This window comes from Citrobacter freundii complex sp. CFNIH2, assembly GCF_002880615.1.
GTDB classification, from domain to species: domain Bacteria; phylum Pseudomonadota; class Gammaproteobacteria; order Enterobacterales; family Enterobacteriaceae; genus Citrobacter_A; species Citrobacter_A amalonaticus_F.
This window is the reverse complement of sequence record NZ_CP025757.1, coordinates 3571203-3585693: the sequence shown is the minus strand read 5'-3', so window position 1 is coordinate 3585693 and position 14491 is coordinate 3571203. Positions and strand designations below refer to the sequence as shown.

26 protein-coding genes are annotated in these 14491 nt (G+C 50.4%); 25 read left to right on the top strand and 1 reads right to left on the bottom strand.

Annotation, left to right across the window (positions count from 1 at the left end):
- The first annotated feature begins 59 nt into the window (after window positions 1-59).
- The 5 genes from rpsG (at window position 60) to bfr (ending at window position 4921) form a co-directional block, all read left to right on the top strand.
- Complete coding sequence (gene rpsG, locus WM46_RS17585) at window positions 60-530, top strand: 30S ribosomal protein S7 (RefSeq protein ID WP_042322792.1); 471 nt, start codon at window positions 60-62, stop codon at window positions 528-530.
- A gap of 96 nt (window positions 531-626) precedes the next feature.
- On the top strand, window positions 627-2741 hold the full coding sequence (gene fusA / locus WM46_RS17580) for an elongation factor G (RefSeq protein ID WP_061076118.1): 2115 nt from the start codon (window positions 627-629) through the stop codon (window positions 2739-2741).
- A 70-nt stretch (window positions 2742-2811) separates the two neighbouring features.
- Window positions 2812-3996, top strand: a complete 1185-nt coding sequence (tuf, locus tag WM46_RS17575; RefSeq protein WP_003031109.1) for an elongation factor Tu — start codon at window positions 2812-2814, stop codon at window positions 3994-3996.
- Window positions 3997-4177: 181 nt separating this feature from the next.
- Window positions 4178-4372 carry a bacterioferritin-associated ferredoxin gene (gene bfd / locus WM46_RS17565; RefSeq protein WP_012135433.1) on the top strand — a complete coding sequence of 65 codons (195 nt, stop codon included), beginning with the start codon at window positions 4178-4180 and terminating at the stop codon, window positions 4370-4372.
- A gap of 72 nt (window positions 4373-4444) precedes the next feature.
- Window positions 4445-4921 (top strand): bacterioferritin, encoded by a 477-nt coding sequence (gene bfr / locus WM46_RS17560; RefSeq protein WP_042326254.1) that lies wholly within the window; start codon window positions 4445-4447, stop codon window positions 4919-4921.
- Here bfr and WM46_RS17555 read toward each other — a convergent pair.
- Window positions 4905-5390, bottom strand: a complete 486-nt coding sequence (locus WM46_RS17555; RefSeq protein WP_410374614.1) for a prepilin peptidase — start codon at window positions 5388-5390, stop codon at window positions 4905-4907. The two genes, bfr and WM46_RS17555, sit on opposite strands and share 17 nt — an antisense overlap.
- Window positions 5391-5765: 375 nt before the next feature.
- Between WM46_RS17555 and rpsJ the strand changes: the two genes are divergently transcribed.
- The 20 genes from rpsJ to rpmD all read left to right on the top strand — a co-directional run bounded on the left by rpsJ (window position 5766) and on the right by rpmD (window position 14491).
- Window positions 5766-6077, top strand: a complete 312-nt coding sequence (gene rpsJ / locus WM46_RS17550; RefSeq protein WP_001181005.1) for a 30S ribosomal protein S10 — start codon at window positions 5766-5768, stop codon at window positions 6075-6077.
- A 32-nt stretch (window positions 6078-6109) separates the two neighbouring features.
- On the top strand, window positions 6110-6739 hold the full coding sequence (gene rplC / locus WM46_RS17545; RefSeq protein ID WP_061076119.1) for a 50S ribosomal protein L3: 630 nt from the start codon (window positions 6110-6112) through the stop codon (window positions 6737-6739).
- A gap of 10 nt (window positions 6740-6749) precedes the next feature.
- Window positions 6750-7355 carry a 50S ribosomal protein L4 gene (rplD, locus tag WM46_RS17540; protein ID WP_000424395.1) on the top strand — a complete coding sequence of 202 codons (606 nt, stop codon included), beginning with the start codon at window positions 6750-6752 and terminating at the stop codon, window positions 7353-7355.
- Window positions 7352-7654, top strand: coding sequence for a 50S ribosomal protein L23 (rplW, locus tag WM46_RS17535; protein WP_000617546.1), 303 nt, complete (start codon window positions 7352-7354; stop codon window positions 7652-7654). Before rplD ends, rplW begins: the two co-directional genes overlap by 4 nt.
- Before the next feature lie 17 nt (window positions 7655-7671).
- Window positions 7672-8493 carry a 50S ribosomal protein L2 gene (rplB, locus tag WM46_RS17530; RefSeq protein WP_000301864.1) on the top strand — a complete coding sequence of 274 codons (822 nt, stop codon included), beginning with the start codon at window positions 7672-7674 and terminating at the stop codon, window positions 8491-8493.
- A 16-nt stretch (window positions 8494-8509) separates the two neighbouring features.
- A complete protein-coding gene (gene rpsS, locus WM46_RS17525) occupies window positions 8510-8788 on the top strand; it encodes a 30S ribosomal protein S19 (protein ID WP_001138117.1) in 279 nt (92 codons plus the stop codon).
- Window positions 8789-8802: 14 nt separating this feature from the next.
- Window positions 8803-9135: a 50S ribosomal protein L22 gene (rplV, locus tag WM46_RS17520; RefSeq protein WP_000447529.1), complete on the top strand. Its 333-nt coding sequence runs from the start codon at window positions 8803-8805 to the stop codon at window positions 9133-9135.
- A gap of 17 nt (window positions 9136-9152) precedes the next feature.
- The gene (rpsC, locus tag WM46_RS17515; RefSeq protein ID WP_000529945.1) at window positions 9153-9854 is read left to right on the top strand and encodes a 30S ribosomal protein S3; all 702 of its coding nucleotides are present in this window, start codon (window positions 9153-9155) and stop codon (window positions 9852-9854) included.
- A gap of 12 nt (window positions 9855-9866) precedes the next feature.
- The gene (gene rplP / locus WM46_RS17510; protein WP_000941208.1) at window positions 9867-10277 is read left to right on the top strand and encodes a 50S ribosomal protein L16; all 411 of its coding nucleotides are present in this window, start codon (window positions 9867-9869) and stop codon (window positions 10275-10277) included.
- Complete coding sequence (rpmC, locus tag WM46_RS17505) at window positions 10277-10468, top strand: 50S ribosomal protein L29 (protein WP_000644742.1); 192 nt, start codon at window positions 10277-10279, stop codon at window positions 10466-10468. The genes rplP and rpmC overlap by 1 nt, the downstream gene beginning before the upstream one ends.
- Window positions 10468-10722: a 30S ribosomal protein S17 gene (gene rpsQ, locus WM46_RS17500; protein WP_002438707.1), complete on the top strand. Its 255-nt coding sequence runs from the start codon at window positions 10468-10470 to the stop codon at window positions 10720-10722. Before rpmC ends, rpsQ begins: the two co-directional genes overlap by 1 nt.
- A 162-nt stretch (window positions 10723-10884) precedes the next feature.
- Entirely contained in the window at window positions 10885-11256 is a 372-nt protein-coding gene (gene rplN, locus WM46_RS17495) for a 50S ribosomal protein L14 (RefSeq protein WP_000613954.1), read from the top strand.
- Between the two features lie 10 nt (window positions 11257-11266).
- The gene (gene rplX / locus WM46_RS17490; protein WP_035894981.1) at window positions 11267-11581 is read left to right on the top strand and encodes a 50S ribosomal protein L24; all 315 of its coding nucleotides are present in this window, start codon (window positions 11267-11269) and stop codon (window positions 11579-11581) included.
- Window positions 11582-11595: 14 nt separating this feature from the next.
- Window positions 11596-12135 (top strand): 50S ribosomal protein L5, encoded by a 540-nt coding sequence (rplE, locus tag WM46_RS17485; RefSeq protein WP_001096206.1) that lies wholly within the window; start codon window positions 11596-11598, stop codon window positions 12133-12135.
- 14 nt (window positions 12136-12149) lie between these two features.
- Window positions 12150-12455: a 30S ribosomal protein S14 gene (gene rpsN, locus WM46_RS17480; protein WP_001118929.1), complete on the top strand. Its 306-nt coding sequence runs from the start codon at window positions 12150-12152 to the stop codon at window positions 12453-12455.
- 33 nt (window positions 12456-12488) lie between these two features.
- Entirely contained in the window at window positions 12489-12881 is a 393-nt protein-coding gene (gene rpsH, locus WM46_RS17475) for a 30S ribosomal protein S8 (protein WP_000062611.1), read from the top strand.
- Between the two features lie 12 nt (window positions 12882-12893).
- Window positions 12894-13427 carry a 50S ribosomal protein L6 gene (rplF, locus tag WM46_RS17470; protein WP_012135817.1) on the top strand — a complete coding sequence of 178 codons (534 nt, stop codon included), beginning with the start codon at window positions 12894-12896 and terminating at the stop codon, window positions 13425-13427.
- 9 nt (window positions 13428-13436) lie between these two features.
- Complete coding sequence (gene rplR / locus WM46_RS17465) at window positions 13437-13790, top strand: 50S ribosomal protein L18 (protein ID WP_000358956.1); 354 nt, start codon at window positions 13437-13439, stop codon at window positions 13788-13790.
- 14 nt (window positions 13791-13804) lie between these two features.
- Window positions 13805-14308 (top strand): 30S ribosomal protein S5, encoded by a 504-nt coding sequence (gene rpsE / locus WM46_RS17460; RefSeq protein ID WP_000940121.1) that lies wholly within the window; start codon window positions 13805-13807, stop codon window positions 14306-14308.
- A 3-nt stretch (window positions 14309-14311) separates the two neighbouring features.
- Window positions 14312-14491, top strand: a complete 180-nt coding sequence (gene rpmD, locus WM46_RS17455; RefSeq protein ID WP_001140434.1) for a 50S ribosomal protein L30 — start codon at window positions 14312-14314, stop codon at window positions 14489-14491.

Here is a 14491-nt window from a genome sequence, read left to right as displayed (position 1 = left end):
AATGTCAAACTAAACTCGTAGAGTTTTGGACAATCCTGAATTAACAACGGAGTATTTCCATGCCACGTCGTCGCGTCATTGGTCAGCGTAAAATTCTGCCGGATCCGAAGTTCGGATCAGAACTGCTGGCTAAATTTGTAAATATCCTGATGGTAGATGGTAAAAAATCTACTGCCGAAACAATCGTATACAGCGCGCTGGAGACCCTGGCTCAGCGTTCTGGTAAATCTGAACTGGAAGCTTTCGAAGTAGCCCTCGAAAACGTGCGCCCGACTGTCGAAGTTAAGTCTCGCCGCGTTGGTGGTTCTACTTATCAGGTACCAGTTGAAGTCCGTCCGGTTCGTCGTAATGCTCTGGCAATGCGTTGGATCGTTGAAGCTGCTCGTAAACGCGGTGATAAATCCATGGCTCTGCGCCTGGCGAACGAACTTTCTGATGCTGCAGACAACAAAGGTACTGCAGTTAAGAAACGTGAAGACGTTCACCGTATGGCAGAAGCCAACAAGGCGTTCGCACACTACCGTTGGTAATCCCTTCGGAGTTTTAGTCACCAGGCGGGCGCTTCCAGTAAGCAGCCCGCTTTGGGCTACTTAAATTGAACGCCTAAAAGATAAACGAGGAATCAAATGGCTCGTACAACACCCATCGCACGCTACCGTAACATCGGTATCAGTGCGCACATCGACGCCGGTAAAACCACTACTACCGAACGTATTCTGTTCTACACCGGTGTAAACCATAAAATCGGTGAAGTTCATGACGGCGCAGCCACCATGGACTGGATGGAGCAGGAGCAGGAACGTGGTATTACTATCACTTCCGCAGCGACTACTGCATTCTGGTCTGGTATGGCTAAGCAGTATGAACCGCATCGCGTAAACATCATCGACACCCCGGGGCACGTTGACTTCACTATCGAAGTAGAACGTTCCATGCGTGTTCTTGATGGTGCGGTAATGGTTTACTGCGCAGTTGGTGGTGTTCAGCCGCAGTCTGAAACCGTATGGCGTCAGGCAAACAAATATAAAGTTCCGCGCATTGCGTTCGTTAACAAAATGGACCGTATGGGTGCGAACTTCCTGAAAGTTGTTGGTCAGATCAAAACCCGTCTGGGCGCGAACCCTGTTCCGCTGCAGCTGGCGATTGGCGCTGAAGAAGCGTTCACCGGTGTTGTTGACCTGGTGAAAATGAAAGCCATCAACTGGAACGAAGCAGATGCAGGCGTTACCTTCACTTACGAAGATATCCCGGCTGACATGCAGGAACTGGCTGAAGAATGGCACCAGAACCTGATCGAGTCCGCTGCGGAAGCTTCTGAAGAGCTGATGGAGAAATACCTGGGTGGTGAAGAACTGACTGAAGAAGAGATCAAAAAAGCTCTGCGTCAGCGCGTTCTGAACAACGAAATCATCCTGGTAACCTGTGGTTCTGCATTTAAGAACAAAGGTGTTCAGGCGATGCTGGATGCGGTAATTGATTACCTGCCATCCCCGGTTGACGTACCTGCGATCAACGGTATCCTGGACGACGGTAAAGATACGCCTGCTGAGCGTCACGCTAGCGACGACGAGCCTTTCTCTGCACTGGCATTCAAAATCGCTACCGACCCGTTCGTGGGTAACCTGACCTTCTTCCGTGTGTACTCCGGTGTGGTTAACTCTGGTGATACCGTACTGAACTCTGTGAAATCTGCACGTGAGCGTTTCGGTCGTATCGTTCAGATGCACGCTAACAAACGTGAAGAGATCAAAGAAGTTCGTGCGGGCGACATCGCTGCTGCGATCGGTCTGAAAGACGTAACCACTGGTGACACCCTGTGTGACCCGGATGCGCCGATCATTCTGGAGCGTATGGAATTCCCTGAGCCGGTAATCTCCATCGCCGTAGAACCGAAAACCAAAGCTGACCAGGAAAAAATGGGTCTGGCTCTGGGCCGTCTGGCTAAAGAAGACCCGTCATTCCGCGTATGGACTGACGAAGAATCTAACCAGACCATTATCGCCGGTATGGGTGAACTGCACCTCGACATCATCGTTGACCGTATGAAGCGTGAATTCAACGTTGAAGCGAACGTCGGTAAACCTCAGGTTGCTTACCGCGAAGCGATTCGTGCGAAAGTTACCGATATCGAAGGTAAACACGCCAAGCAGTCTGGTGGTCGCGGTCAGTATGGTCATGTTGTTATCGACATGTACCCGCTGGAGCCGGGTTCTAACCCGAAAGGCTACGAGTTCGTCAACGACATTAAAGGTGGTGTAATCCCTGGCGAATACATCCCTGCCGTTGATAAAGGTATCCAGGAGCAGCTGAAAGCCGGCCCGCTGGCAGGTTACCCGGTTGTTGATATGGGTGTTCGTCTGCACTTCGGTTCTTACCATGACGTTGACTCCTCTGAACTGGCGTTTAAACTGGCTGCGTCTATTGCCTTTAAAGAAGGCTTTAAGAAAGCTAAACCAGTTCTGCTTGAGCCAATCATGAAGGTTGAGGTAGAAACGCCGGAAGAAAACACCGGTGATGTTATCGGTGACTTGAGCCGTCGTCGCGGTATGCTGCGCGGTCAGGAATCCGAAGTCACTGGCGTTAAGATCCACGCTGAAGTTCCGCTGTCTGAAATGTTCGGATATGCAACTCAGCTGCGTTCTCTGACCAAAGGTCGCGCATCGTACACTATGGAATTCCTGAAGTATGATGATGCACCGAACAACGTTGCTCAGGCCGTAATCGAAGCCCGTGGTAAATAATCCACAGGATTAAAACCTAAGTCCCGTGCTCTCTCCACAAGGGGAGAGCGCTATAGTAAGGAATATAGCCGTGTCTAAAGAAAAATTTGAACGTACAAAACCGCACGTTAACGTCGGCACCATCGGCCACGTTGACCACGGTAAAACTACCCTGACTGCTGCAATCACTACCGTACTGGCTAAAACCTACGGCGGTGCTGCTCGTGCATTCGACCAGATCGATAACGCGCCGGAAGAAAAAGCTCGTGGTATCACCATCAACACTTCTCACGTTGAATATGACACCCCGACTCGCCACTACGCACACGTAGACTGCCCGGGTCACGCCGACTATGTTAAAAACATGATCACCGGTGCTGCGCAGATGGACGGCGCGATCCTGGTTGTTGCTGCGACTGACGGCCCGATGCCGCAGACTCGTGAGCACATCCTGCTGGGTCGTCAGGTAGGCGTTCCGTACATCATCGTGTTCCTGAACAAATGCGACATGGTTGATGACGAAGAGCTGCTGGAACTGGTAGAAATGGAAGTTCGTGAACTTCTGTCTCAGTACGATTTCCCGGGCGACGACACGCCGATCGTTCGTGGTTCTGCTCTGAAAGCGCTGGAAGGCGAAGCAGAGTGGGAAGCGAAAATCATCGAACTGGCTGGCTTCCTGGATTCTTACATTCCGGAACCAGAGCGTGCGATTGACAAGCCGTTCCTGCTGCCGATCGAAGACGTATTCTCCATCTCCGGTCGTGGTACCGTTGTTACCGGTCGTGTAGAACGCGGTATCATCAAAGTTGGCGAAGAAGTTGAAATCGTTGGTATCAAAGAGACTGCTAAGTCTACCTGTACTGGCGTTGAAATGTTCCGCAAACTGCTGGACGAAGGCCGTGCGGGTGAGAACGTTGGTGTTCTGCTGCGTGGTATCAAACGTGAAGAAATCGAACGTGGTCAGGTACTGGCTAAGCCGGGTTCTATCAAGCCGCACACCAAATTCGAATCTGAAGTGTACATCCTGTCCAAAGACGAAGGCGGCCGTCATACTCCGTTCTTCAAAGGCTACCGTCCGCAGTTCTACTTCCGTACTACTGACGTGACTGGCACCATCGAACTGCCGGAAGGCGTTGAGATGGTAATGCCGGGCGACAACATCAAAATGGTTGTTACCCTGATCCACCCGATCGCGATGGACGACGGTCTGCGTTTCGCAATCCGTGAAGGCGGCCGTACTGTAGGTGCGGGCGTTGTTGCTAAAGTAATGAGCTAATAATTACTCATTAGTTCTGCACTAAAAAAGGGCGCTTCGGCGCCCTTTTTGCTGCCCGTTATTTGGCTTGTCATATTTCTTCGCAATTTTAACTCCACTCCCGTTACGTAGAGAGAATTGTGCTATTGTAATCATAACTATTCTCATTTACACTTTGCGCAGAAATTGAACGGGAGCGATCATGTACGTTTGTTTGTGTAATGGTGTAAGTGATAAAAAAATTCGCCAGGCGGTACGTCAGTTTCATCCTCAATCCTTCCAGCAGTTACGCAAGTTTATTCCTGTGGGAAATCAATGCGGTAAATGCGTTCGTGCGGCACGCGAAGTCATGCAGGATGAATTAATGCAAATGCCAGAATTTAAAGAGATCGCCTGAGTCACACTCTTTTTTTTGACATCCCTGTAGCCCCATCTATGCTCTGGAGAGTGGAAGCGGAGGGACTATAAAATGAAAGGTGATGTTAAAATCATAAATTATCTCAATAAACTATTGGGAAATGAGCTTGTCGCGATCAACCAGTATTTTCTCCATGCACGTATGTTCAAAAACTGGGGCCTGACTCGCCTCAATGATGTCGAGTACCATGAATCCATCGATGAAATGAAACACGCGGATAAATATATTGAGCGTATTTTGTTTCTGGAAGGGATCCCGAACCTACAGGATCTCGGCAAATTGGGGATTGGCGAAGATGTCGAAGAGATGCTGCAGTCCGATCTCCGGTTAGAGCTCGAAGGGGCGAAAAACTTACGTGAAGCTATCGCCTATGCCGATACCGTTCATGATTATGTCAGCCGGGATATGATGATCGAAATCCTTGCGGATGAAGAAGGACATATCGACTGGCTGGAGACAGAACTGGATCTCATCTCGAAAATTGGTCTGCAAAATTACCTGCAGTCGCAAATTAAAGTGACCAGCTAATCGCCCCTGAGGTGAAATGGTAATATCCGGTAATGAAACCCGCAGCTGCCAGAAATGGCCCAAAAGGCAGCGGGTTTTTTAATGCCGATTTTCCATGAACTATCCCCACAGCCACAATACCGAAACACGCCAGCAGCGCCGCCCAAAAGATTAAAAAAGGCAAAGGCATCCACCCATGCCAGGCACCCAGCGCGGCAAGGAATTTCACATCACCATAGCCGAGCCCTTCTTGCTTACGAACCAGCCGATAACCCCAGTAGATAAAGGCAAAGCTGGCGTAACCCGCGACGGCGCCCCATACGGCATCGGCAAGTTGTGTCGGGATGATGCACAGGTGAAAGATCAATCCGCCCCACAGCAACGGGCAGGTAAACCGGTCCGGCAGTCGTCCGCTGCGCATATCGCAGAAACTCAAAGTCAAAGACAATGCGGTATACAGCAGCAGAAAGGGTAGGGCAGCAGATATCATGTCATCCTCCATCAACCATAGCGCTACTTTAAAGAAGGTTGATAAGGGAGCAAGGCGCTACTATGAGTATTGAGGGACGCTTTCCAGTAAATCCGCTGTGTTTCTTTCACAACAGAAAATCCCGGAACCCTGTTCGCATTACGGGCGAAGTGATTAATATCTACGCGACACTTGCTTCAGTCTGATATTTGCGTATAATGCGCGGGCTTGTCTTAATTGACGGCAGGTTCGATCTGAACCTCGGATAGCCGATTTGGCTGTCTAACAATGCTCCCAATCGGGGAGCTACGTAAGAACGGTTACACTCTCCCATCAATCGTAATGGGTCTGAGGAGTAATCATTTTCGTTTATAAAATAATTGGAGCTCTGGTCTCATGCAGAACCAAAGAATCCGTATCCGCCTTAAAGCGTTTGATCATCGTCTGATCGATCAATCAACCGCGGAAATCGTCGAGACTGCTAAGCGCACTGGTGCGCAAGTCCGTGGTCCGATCCCGCTGCCGACCCGCAAAGAGCGTTTCACCGTTCTGATCTCTCCGCACGTCAACAAAGACGCGCGTGATCAGTATGAGATTCGTACTCACAAGCGTCTGGTTGACATCGTTGAGCCAACTGAAAAAACCGTTGATGCTCTGATGCGTCTGGACCTGGCTGCCGGTGTAGACGTGCAGATCAGCCTGGGTTAATCAGGTCATCGAGCGATTGAGAGGTTGATACAATGATTGGTTTAGTCGGTAAAAAAGTGGGTATGACCCGCATCTTCACTGAAGATGGCGTATCTATCCCAGTAACCGTAATCGAAGTTGAAGCAAACCGCGTTACTCAGGTTAAAGATCTGGCTAGCGATGGCTATCGTGCTGTTCAGGTTACCACTGGTGCTAAAAAAGCTAACCGTGTAACTAAGCCGGAAGCTGGTCACTTTGCTAAAGCTGGCGTAGAAGCTGGCCGCGGCCTGTGGGAGTTCCGTCTGGCAGATGGTGAAGAATTCACTGTTGGTCAGAGCATTAGCGTTGAACTGTTTGCTGACGTTAAAAAAGTTGACGTAACCGGTACCTCTAAAGGTAAAGGTTTCGCAGGTACCGTTAAGCGCTGGAACTTCCGTACCCAGGACGCGACTCACGGTAACTCCTTGTCTCACCGCGTTCCGGGTTCTATCGGTCAGAACCAGACTCCGGGCAAAGTGTTCAAAGGCAAGAAAATGGCAGGCCAGATGGGTAACGAGCGTGTAACCGTTCAGAGCCTTGACGTAGTACGCGTTGACGCTGAGCGCAACCTGCTGCTGGTTAAAGGTGGTGTTCCGGGTGCAACCGGTTGCGACCTGATCGTTAAACCAGCTGTGAAGGCGTAAGGGGATAGCAATGGAATTAGTATTGAAAGACGCGCAGAGCGCGCTGACTGTTTCCGAAACTACCTTCGGTCGTGATTTCAACGAAGCGCTGGTTCACCAGGTTGTTGTTGCTTATGCAGCTGGTGCTCGTCAGGGTACTCGTGCTCAGAAGACTCGTGCTGAAGTAACTGGTTCAGGCAAAAAGCCGTGGCGCCAGAAAGGTACCGGCCGTGCGCGTTCAGGTTCTATCAAGAGCCCGATCTGGCGTTCCGGTGGCGTGACCTTCGCTGCTCGTCCGCAGGACCACAGTCAAAAAGTTAACAAAAAGATGTACCGCGGCGCGCTGAAAAGCATTCTGTCCGAACTGGTACGTCAGGATCGTCTGATCGTTGTCGAGAAGTTCTCTGTTGAAGCGCCTAAAACTAAGCTGCTGGCACAGAAACTGAAAGACATGGCTCTGGAAGATGTGCTGATCATCACCGGTGAGCTGGACGAAAACCTGTTCCTGGCTGCGCGCAACCTGCACAAGGTTGACGTACGCGATGCAACTGGTATCGACCCGGTTAGCCTGATCGCCTTCGACAAAGTCGTAATGACTGCTGATGCTGTTAAGCAAGTTGAGGAGATGCTGGCATGATTCGTGAAGAACGTCTGCTGAAGGTGCTGCGTGCACCGCACGTTTCTGAAAAAGCGTCTACTGCGATGGAAAAAACTAACACCATCGTTCTCAAAGTTGCTAAAGACGCGACCAAAGCAGAGATCAAAGCTGCTGTGCAGAAACTGTTTGAAGTCGAAGTCGAAGTCGTTAACACCCTGGTTGTTAAAGGGAAAGTTAAACGTCACGGACAGCGTATCGGTCGTCGTAGCGACTGGAAAAAAGCTTACGTCACCCTGAAGGAAGGCCAGAATCTGGACTTCGTTGGCGGCGCTGAGTAAGTCGGAGGAGTAATACAATGGCAGTTGTTAAATGTAAACCGACATCTCCGGGTCGTCGCCACGTAGTTAAAGTGGTTAACCCTGAGCTGCACAAGGGCAAACCTTTTGCTCCGTTGCTGGAAAAAAACAGCAAATCCGGTGGTCGTAACAACAATGGCCGTATCACCACCCGTCATATCGGTGGTGGCCACAAGCAGGCATACCGTATTGTTGACTTCAAACGCAACAAAGATGGTATTCCGGCAGTTGTTGAACGTCTTGAGTACGATCCGAACCGTTCCGCGAACATCGCGCTGGTTCTGTACAAAGACGGTGAGCGCCGTTACATCCTGGCCCCTAAAGGCCTGAAAGCTGGCGACCAGATCCAATCTGGCGTTGATGCTGCAATCAAACCAGGCAACACCCTGCCGATGCGCAATATCCCGGTTGGTTCTACCGTTCATAACGTAGAAATGAAACCAGGTAAAGGCGGTCAGCTGGCACGTTCCGCTGGTACTTACGTTCAGATCGTTGCTCGTGATGGTGCTTATGTCACCCTGCGTCTGCGTTCTGGTGAAATGCGTAAAGTCGAAGCAGACTGCCGTGCAACTCTGGGCGAAGTTGGCAATGCTGAGCATATGCTGCGCGTTCTGGGTAAAGCAGGTGCTGCACGCTGGCGTGGTGTTCGTCCGACCGTTCGCGGTACCGCGATGAACCCAGTCGACCACCCACATGGTGGTGGTGAAGGTCGTAACTTTGGTAAGCACCCGGTAACTCCGTGGGGCGTTCAGACCAAAGGTAAAAAGACCCGCAGCAACAAGCGTACTGATAAATTCATCGTACGTCGCCGTAGCAAATAATTTTAGAGGATAAGCCATGCCACGTTCTCTCAAGAAAGGTCCTTTTATTGACCTGCACTTGCTGAAGAAGGTAGAGAAAGCGGTGGAAAGCGGAGACAAGAAGCCCCTGCGCACTTGGTCCCGTCGTTCAACGATCTTTCCTAACATGATCGGTTTGACCATCGCTGTCCATAATGGTCGTCAGCACGTTCCAGTATTTGTAACCGATGAAATGGTCGGTCACAAACTGGGTGAATTCGCACCGACTCGTACTTATCGCGGCCATGCTGCTGATAAAAAAGCGAAGAAGAAATAAGGTAGGAGGAAGAGATGGAAACTATCGCTAAACATCGCCATGCTCGTTCTTCTGCTCAGAAGGTTCGCCTTGTTGCTGACCTGATTCGCGGTAAGAAAGTGTCGCAGGCTCTGGATATTCTGACCTACACCAACAAGAAAGCGGCTGTACTGGTCAAGAAGGTACTGGAATCTGCCATTGCTAACGCTGAACACAACGATGGCGCTGACATTGACGATCTGAAAGTTACGAAAATTTTCGTAGACGAAGGCCCGAGCATGAAGCGCATTATGCCGCGTGCAAAAGGTCGTGCAGATCGCATCCTGAAGCGCACCAGCCACATCACTGTGGTTGTGTCCGATCGCTGAGACTCTGGAGACTAGCAATGGGTCAGAAAGTACATCCTAATGGTATTCGCCTGGGTATTGTAAAACCATGGAACTCTACCTGGTTTGCGAACACCAAAGAATTCGCTGACAACCTGGACAGCGATTTTAAAGTACGTCAGTACCTGACTAAGGAACTGGCTAAAGCGTCCGTATCTCGTATCGTTATCGAGCGTCCGGCTAAGAGCATCCGTGTGACTATTCACACTGCTCGCCCGGGCATCGTAATCGGTAAGAAAGGCGAAGACGTAGAAAAACTGCGTAAGGTCGTAGCGGATATCGCTGGCGTTCCTGCACAGATCAATATCGCCGAAGTTCGTAAACCTGAACTGGACGCAAAACTGGTTGCTGACAGCATCACTTCTCAGCTGGAACGTCGTGTTATGTTCCGTCGTGCGATGAAGCGTGCTGTACAGAACGCAATGCGTCTGGGCGCTAAAGGGATCAAAGTTGAAGTTAGCGGCCGTCTGGGCGGCGCGGAAATCGCACGTACCGAATGGTACCGCGAAGGTCGCGTACCGCTGCACACTCTGCGTGCTGACATCGACTACAACACCTCTGAAGCGCACACCACTTACGGTGTAATCGGCGTTAAGGTATGGATCTTCAAAGGCGAGATCCTGGGTGGTATGGCTGCTGTTGAACAACCGGAAAAACCGGCTGCTCAACCTAAAAAGCAGCAGCGTAAAGGCCGTAAATAAGGAGCGTCGCTGATGTTACAACCAAAGCGTACAAAATTCCGTAAAATGCACAAAGGCCGTAACCGCGGTCTGGCTGCTGGCGCGGATGTTAGCTTCGGCAGCTTCGGTCTGAAAGCTGTTGGCCGTGGTCGTCTGACTGCCCGTCAGATCGAAGCAGCACGTCGTGCTATGACCCGTGCAGTTAAGCGTCAAGGTAAGATCTGGATCCGTGTATTCCCGGACAAACCGATCACTGAAAAGCCGCTGGCAGTGCGTATGGGTAAAGGTAAAGGTAACGTGGAGTATTGGGTTGCCTTGATTCAGCCGGGTAAAGTCCTGTATGAAATGGACGGCGTACCGGAAGAGCTGGCCCGTGAAGCATTCAAGCTGGCAGCAGCGAAACTGCCGATTAAAACCACCTTTGTAACTAAGACGGTGATGTAATGAAAGCAAAAGAGCTGCGTGAGAAGAGTGTTGAAGAGCTGAACACCGAGCTGCTGAACCTGCTGCGTGAGCAGTTCAACCTGCGTATGCAGGCTGCAAGTGGCCAGCTGCAACAGTCTCACCTGTTGAAGCAAGTGCGTCGTGATGTCGCACGCGTTAAGACTTTACTGACTGAGAAGGCGGGTGCGTAATGACCGATAAAATCCGTACTCTGCAAGGTCGCGTTGTTAGCGACAAAATGGAGAAATCCATTGTTGTTGCTATCGAACGTTTTGTGAAACACCCGATCTACGGTAAATTCATTAAGCGTACGACCAAACTGCACGTACATGACGAGAACAACGAATGCGGTATCGGCGACAAGGTTGAAATCCGTGAATGCCGTCCGCTGTCCAAGACTAAGTCCTGGACGCTGGTTCGCGTTGTAGAGAAAGCGGTTCTGTAATACAGTACGCGTTCTCAACGAATAAACGGCTCAGCGATGGGCCGTTTATTTTTTCTACCCATATCCTGAGAGCGGTGTTATAATGCCGCGCCCTCGATATGGGGCTTTTTTAACGACCTGATTTCGGGTCTCAGTAGTAGTTGACATTAGCGGAGCACTAAAATGATCCAAGAACAGACTATGCTGAACGTCGCCGACAACTCCGGTGCACGTCGCGTAATGTGTATCAAGGTTCTGGGTGGCTCGCACCGTCGCTACGCAGGCGTAGGCGACATCATCAAGATCACCATCAAAGAAGCAATTCCGCGTGGTAAGGTCAAAAAAGGTGATGTGCTGAAGGCGGTAGTGGTGCGCACCAAGAAGGGTGTTCGTCGCCCGGACGGTTCTGTCATTCGCTTCGATGGTAATGCATGCGTTATTTTGAACAATAACAGCGAGCAACCTATCGGTACGCGTATTTTTGGGCCGGTAACTCGTGAACTTCGTAACGAGAAGTTCATGAAAATTATCTCTCTGGCACCAGAAGTACTCTAAGGAGCGAATCATGGCAGCGAAAATCCGTCGTGATGACGAAGTTATCGTGTTAACCGGTAAAGATAAAGGTAAACGCGGTAAAGTTAAGAATGTCCTGTCTTCCGGCAAGGTCATCGTTGAAGGTATCAACCTGGTTAAGAAACACCAGAAGCCGGTTCCGGCTCTGAACCAACCAGGCGGCATTGTAGAGAAAGAAGCAGCTATTCAGATCTCTAACATTGCACTCTTCAATGCGGCAACCGGTAAGGCTGACCGTGTAGGCTTTAGATTCGAAGACGGCAAAAAAGTCCGTTTCTTCAAGTCTAACAGCGAAACTATCAAGTAATTTGGAGTAGTACGATGGCGAAACTGCATGATTACTACAAAGACGAAGTAGTTAATAAACTCATGACTGAGTTTAACTACAATTCTGTCATGCAAGTCCCTCGGGTCGAGAAGATCACCCTGAACATGGGTGTTGGTGAAGCGATCGCTGACAAAAAACTGCTGGATAACGCAGCAGCTGATCTGACAGCAATCTCCGGTCAAAAGCCGTTGATCACCAAAGCACGCAAATCTGTTGCAGGCTTCAAAATCCGTCAGGGCTATCCGATCGGCTGTAAAGTAACTCTGCGTGGCGAACGCATGTGGGAGTTCTTTGAGCGCCTGATCACTATTGCTGTACCGCGTATCCGTGACTTCCGTGGCTTGTCCGCTAAGTCATTCGACGGTCGTGGTAACTACAGCATGGGTGTCCGTGAGCAGATCATCTTCCCAGAAATCGACTACGATAAAGTCGACCGCGTTCGTGGTTTGGATATTACCATTACCACTACTGCGAAATCTGACGAAGAAGGCCGTGCTCTGCTGGCTGCCTTTGACTTCCCGTTCCGCAAGTAAGGTAGGGTTACTGAATGGCTAAGCAATCAATGAAAGCACGCGAAGTAAAACGCGTAGCTTTAGCTGATAAATACTTCGCGAAACGCGCTGAACTGAAAGCGATCATCTCTGATGTGAACGCTTCCGACGAAGATCGTTGGAACGCTGTTCTTAAGCTGCAGTCTCTGCCGCGTGATTCCAGCCCGTCTCGTCAGCGTAACCGCTGCCGTCAAACAGGTCGTCCACATGGTTATGTGGGCAAGTTCGGGTTGAGCCGTATCAAGTTACGTGAAGCCGCTATGCGCGGTGAAGTACCAGGCTTGAAAAAGGCTAGCTGGTAATTGTCACCAATTGAATCACGGGAGTAAAGACAGATGAGCATGCAAGATCCGATCGCGGATATGCTGACCCGTATCCGTAACGGTCAGGCCGCGAACAAAGCTGCGGTCACCATGCCTTCCTCCAAGCTGAAAGTGGCAATTGCCAACGTGCTGAAGGAAGAAGGTTTTATTGAAGATTTTAAAGTTGAAGGCGACACCAAGCCGGAACTGGAACTGACTCTTAAGTATTTCCAGGGTAAAGCTGTTGTAGAAAGCATTCAGCGTGTCAGTCGCCCAGGTCTGCGCATCTACAAACGTAAAGATGAGCTGCCGAAAGTTATGGCGGGTCTGGGTATCGCGGTTGTTTCTACCTCTAAAGGTGTTATGACTGATCGTGCAGCGCGCCAGGCTGGTCTTGGTGGCGAAATTATCTGCTACGTAGCCTAATCGGAGGAAAAAATGTCTCGTGTTGCTAAAGCACCGGTCGTTGTTCCTGCCGGCGTTGATGTAAAAATCAACGGTCAGGTTATTACGATCAAAGGTAAAAACGGCGAGCTGACTCGTACTCTCAACGATGCTGTTGAAGTTAAACATGCAGATAATGCACTGACCTTCGGTCCGCGTGATGGTTACGTAGACGGTTGGGCTCAGGCTGGTACCGCGCGTGCCCTGCTGAATTCAATGGTTATCGGTGTTACCGAAGGCTTCACTAAGAAGCTGCAGCTGGTTGGTGTAGGTTATCGTGCAGCGGTTAAAGGGAACGTAGTAAACCTGTCATTAGGTTTCTCACACCCGGTTGACCATCAGCTGCCGGCAGGGATTACTGCAGAATGTCCGACTCAAACTGAAATCGTGCTGAAAGGCGCTGATAAGCAGGTAATCGGCCAGGTTGCAGCAGATCTGCGTGCCTACCGTCGTCCTGAGCCTTACAAAGGCAAGGGTGTTCGTTACGCCGACGAAGTCGTGCGTACCAAAGAGGCTAAGAAGAAGTAAGGTAACACTATGGATAAGAAATCTGCTCGTATCCGTCGTGCGACCCGCGCACGCCGCAAGCTCAAAGAGCTGGGCGCAACTCGCCTGGTGGTACATCGTACCCCGCGTCATATTTACGCACAGGTAATTGCACCGAACGGTTCTGAAGTTCTGGTAGCTGCTTCTACTGTAGAAAAAGCTATCGCTGAACAACTGAAGTACACCGGTAACAAAGACGCGGCTGCAGCTGTGGGTAAAGCTGTCGCTGAACGCGCTCTGGAAAAAGGCATCAAAGATGTGTCCTTTGACCGTTCCGGGTTCCAATATCATGGTCGTGTCCAGGCACTGGCAGATGCTGCCCGTGAAGCTGGCCTTCAGTTCTAAGGTAGAGGTGTAAGATGGCTCACATCGAAAAACAAGCTGGCGAACTGCAGGAAAAGCTGATCGCGGTAAACCGCGTATCTAAAACCGTAAAAGGTGGTCGTATTTTCTCCTTCACAGCTCTGACTGTAGTAGGCGATGGTAACGGTCGCGTTGGTTTTGGTTACGGTAAAGCGCGTGAAGTTCCAGCAGCGATCCAGAAAGCGATGGAAAAAGCCCGTCGCAATATGATTAACGTCGCGCTGAACAACGGCACCCTGCAACACCCGGTTAAAGGTGTTCACACGGGTTCTCGTGTATTCATGCAGCCAGCTTCCGAAGGTACCGGTATCATCGCCGGTGGTGCAATGCGCGCCGTTCTGGAAGTTGCTGGAGTTCATAACGTTCTGGCTAAAGCATATGGTTCCACCAACCCGATCAACGTGGTTCGTGCAACTATTGATGGCCTGGAAAATATGAATTCTCCAGAAATGGTCGCTGCCAAGCGTGGTAAATCCGTTGAAGAAATTCTGGGGAAATAAACCATGGCAAAGACTATTAAAATTACTCAAACCCGCAGTGCAATCGGTCGTCTGCCGAAACACAAGGCAACGCTGCTTGGCCTGGGTCTGCGTCGTATTGGTCACACCGTAGAGCGCGAGGATACTCCTGCTGTTCGTGGTATGGTCAACGCGGTTTCCTTCATGGTTAAAGTTGAGGAGTAA

Coding starts and splice junctions, on each gene's coding strand:
- rpsG (WP_042322792.1), top strand. CDS start 60: ATGCCACGTCGTCGCGTCATTGGTCAGCGTAAAATTCTGCCGGATCCG.
- fusA (WP_061076118.1), top strand. CDS start 627: ATGGCTCGTACAACACCCATCGCACGCTACCGTAACATCGGTATCAGT.
- bfd (WP_012135433.1), top strand. CDS start 4,178: ATGTACGTTTGTTTGTGTAATGGTGTAAGTGATAAAAAAATTCGCCAG.
- bfr (WP_042326254.1), top strand. CDS start 4,445: ATGAAAGGTGATGTTAAAATCATAAATTATCTCAATAAACTATTGGGA.
- WM46_RS17555 (WP_410374614.1), bottom strand. CDS start 5,390: ATGATATCTGCTGCCCTACCCTTTCTGCTGCTGTATACCGCATTGTCT.
- rpsJ (WP_001181005.1), top strand. CDS start 5,766: ATGCAGAACCAAAGAATCCGTATCCGCCTTAAAGCGTTTGATCATCGT.
- rplC (WP_061076119.1), top strand. CDS start 6,110: ATGATTGGTTTAGTCGGTAAAAAAGTGGGTATGACCCGCATCTTCACT.
- rplD (WP_000424395.1), top strand. CDS start 6,750: ATGGAATTAGTATTGAAAGACGCGCAGAGCGCGCTGACTGTTTCCGAA.
- rplW (WP_000617546.1), top strand. CDS start 7,352: ATGATTCGTGAAGAACGTCTGCTGAAGGTGCTGCGTGCACCGCACGTT.
- rplB (WP_000301864.1), top strand. CDS start 7,672: ATGGCAGTTGTTAAATGTAAACCGACATCTCCGGGTCGTCGCCACGTA.
- rpsS (WP_001138117.1), top strand. CDS start 8,510: ATGCCACGTTCTCTCAAGAAAGGTCCTTTTATTGACCTGCACTTGCTG.
- rplV (WP_000447529.1), top strand. CDS start 8,803: ATGGAAACTATCGCTAAACATCGCCATGCTCGTTCTTCTGCTCAGAAG.
- rpsC (WP_000529945.1), top strand. CDS start 9,153: ATGGGTCAGAAAGTACATCCTAATGGTATTCGCCTGGGTATTGTAAAA.
- rplP (WP_000941208.1), top strand. CDS start 9,867: ATGTTACAACCAAAGCGTACAAAATTCCGTAAAATGCACAAAGGCCGT.
- rpmC (WP_000644742.1), top strand. CDS start 10,277: ATGAAAGCAAAAGAGCTGCGTGAGAAGAGTGTTGAAGAGCTGAACACC.
- rpsQ (WP_002438707.1), top strand. CDS start 10,468: ATGACCGATAAAATCCGTACTCTGCAAGGTCGCGTTGTTAGCGACAAA.
- rplN (WP_000613954.1), top strand. CDS start 10,885: ATGATCCAAGAACAGACTATGCTGAACGTCGCCGACAACTCCGGTGCA.
- rplX (WP_035894981.1), top strand. CDS start 11,267: ATGGCAGCGAAAATCCGTCGTGATGACGAAGTTATCGTGTTAACCGGT.
- rplE (WP_001096206.1), top strand. CDS start 11,596: ATGGCGAAACTGCATGATTACTACAAAGACGAAGTAGTTAATAAACTC.
- rpsN (WP_001118929.1), top strand. CDS start 12,150: ATGGCTAAGCAATCAATGAAAGCACGCGAAGTAAAACGCGTAGCTTTA.
- rpsH (WP_000062611.1), top strand. CDS start 12,489: ATGAGCATGCAAGATCCGATCGCGGATATGCTGACCCGTATCCGTAAC.
- rplF (WP_012135817.1), top strand. CDS start 12,894: ATGTCTCGTGTTGCTAAAGCACCGGTCGTTGTTCCTGCCGGCGTTGAT.
- rplR (WP_000358956.1), top strand. CDS start 13,437: ATGGATAAGAAATCTGCTCGTATCCGTCGTGCGACCCGCGCACGCCGC.
- rpsE (WP_000940121.1), top strand. CDS start 13,805: ATGGCTCACATCGAAAAACAAGCTGGCGAACTGCAGGAAAAGCTGATC.
- rpmD (WP_001140434.1), top strand. CDS start 14,312: ATGGCAAAGACTATTAAAATTACTCAAACCCGCAGTGCAATCGGTCGT.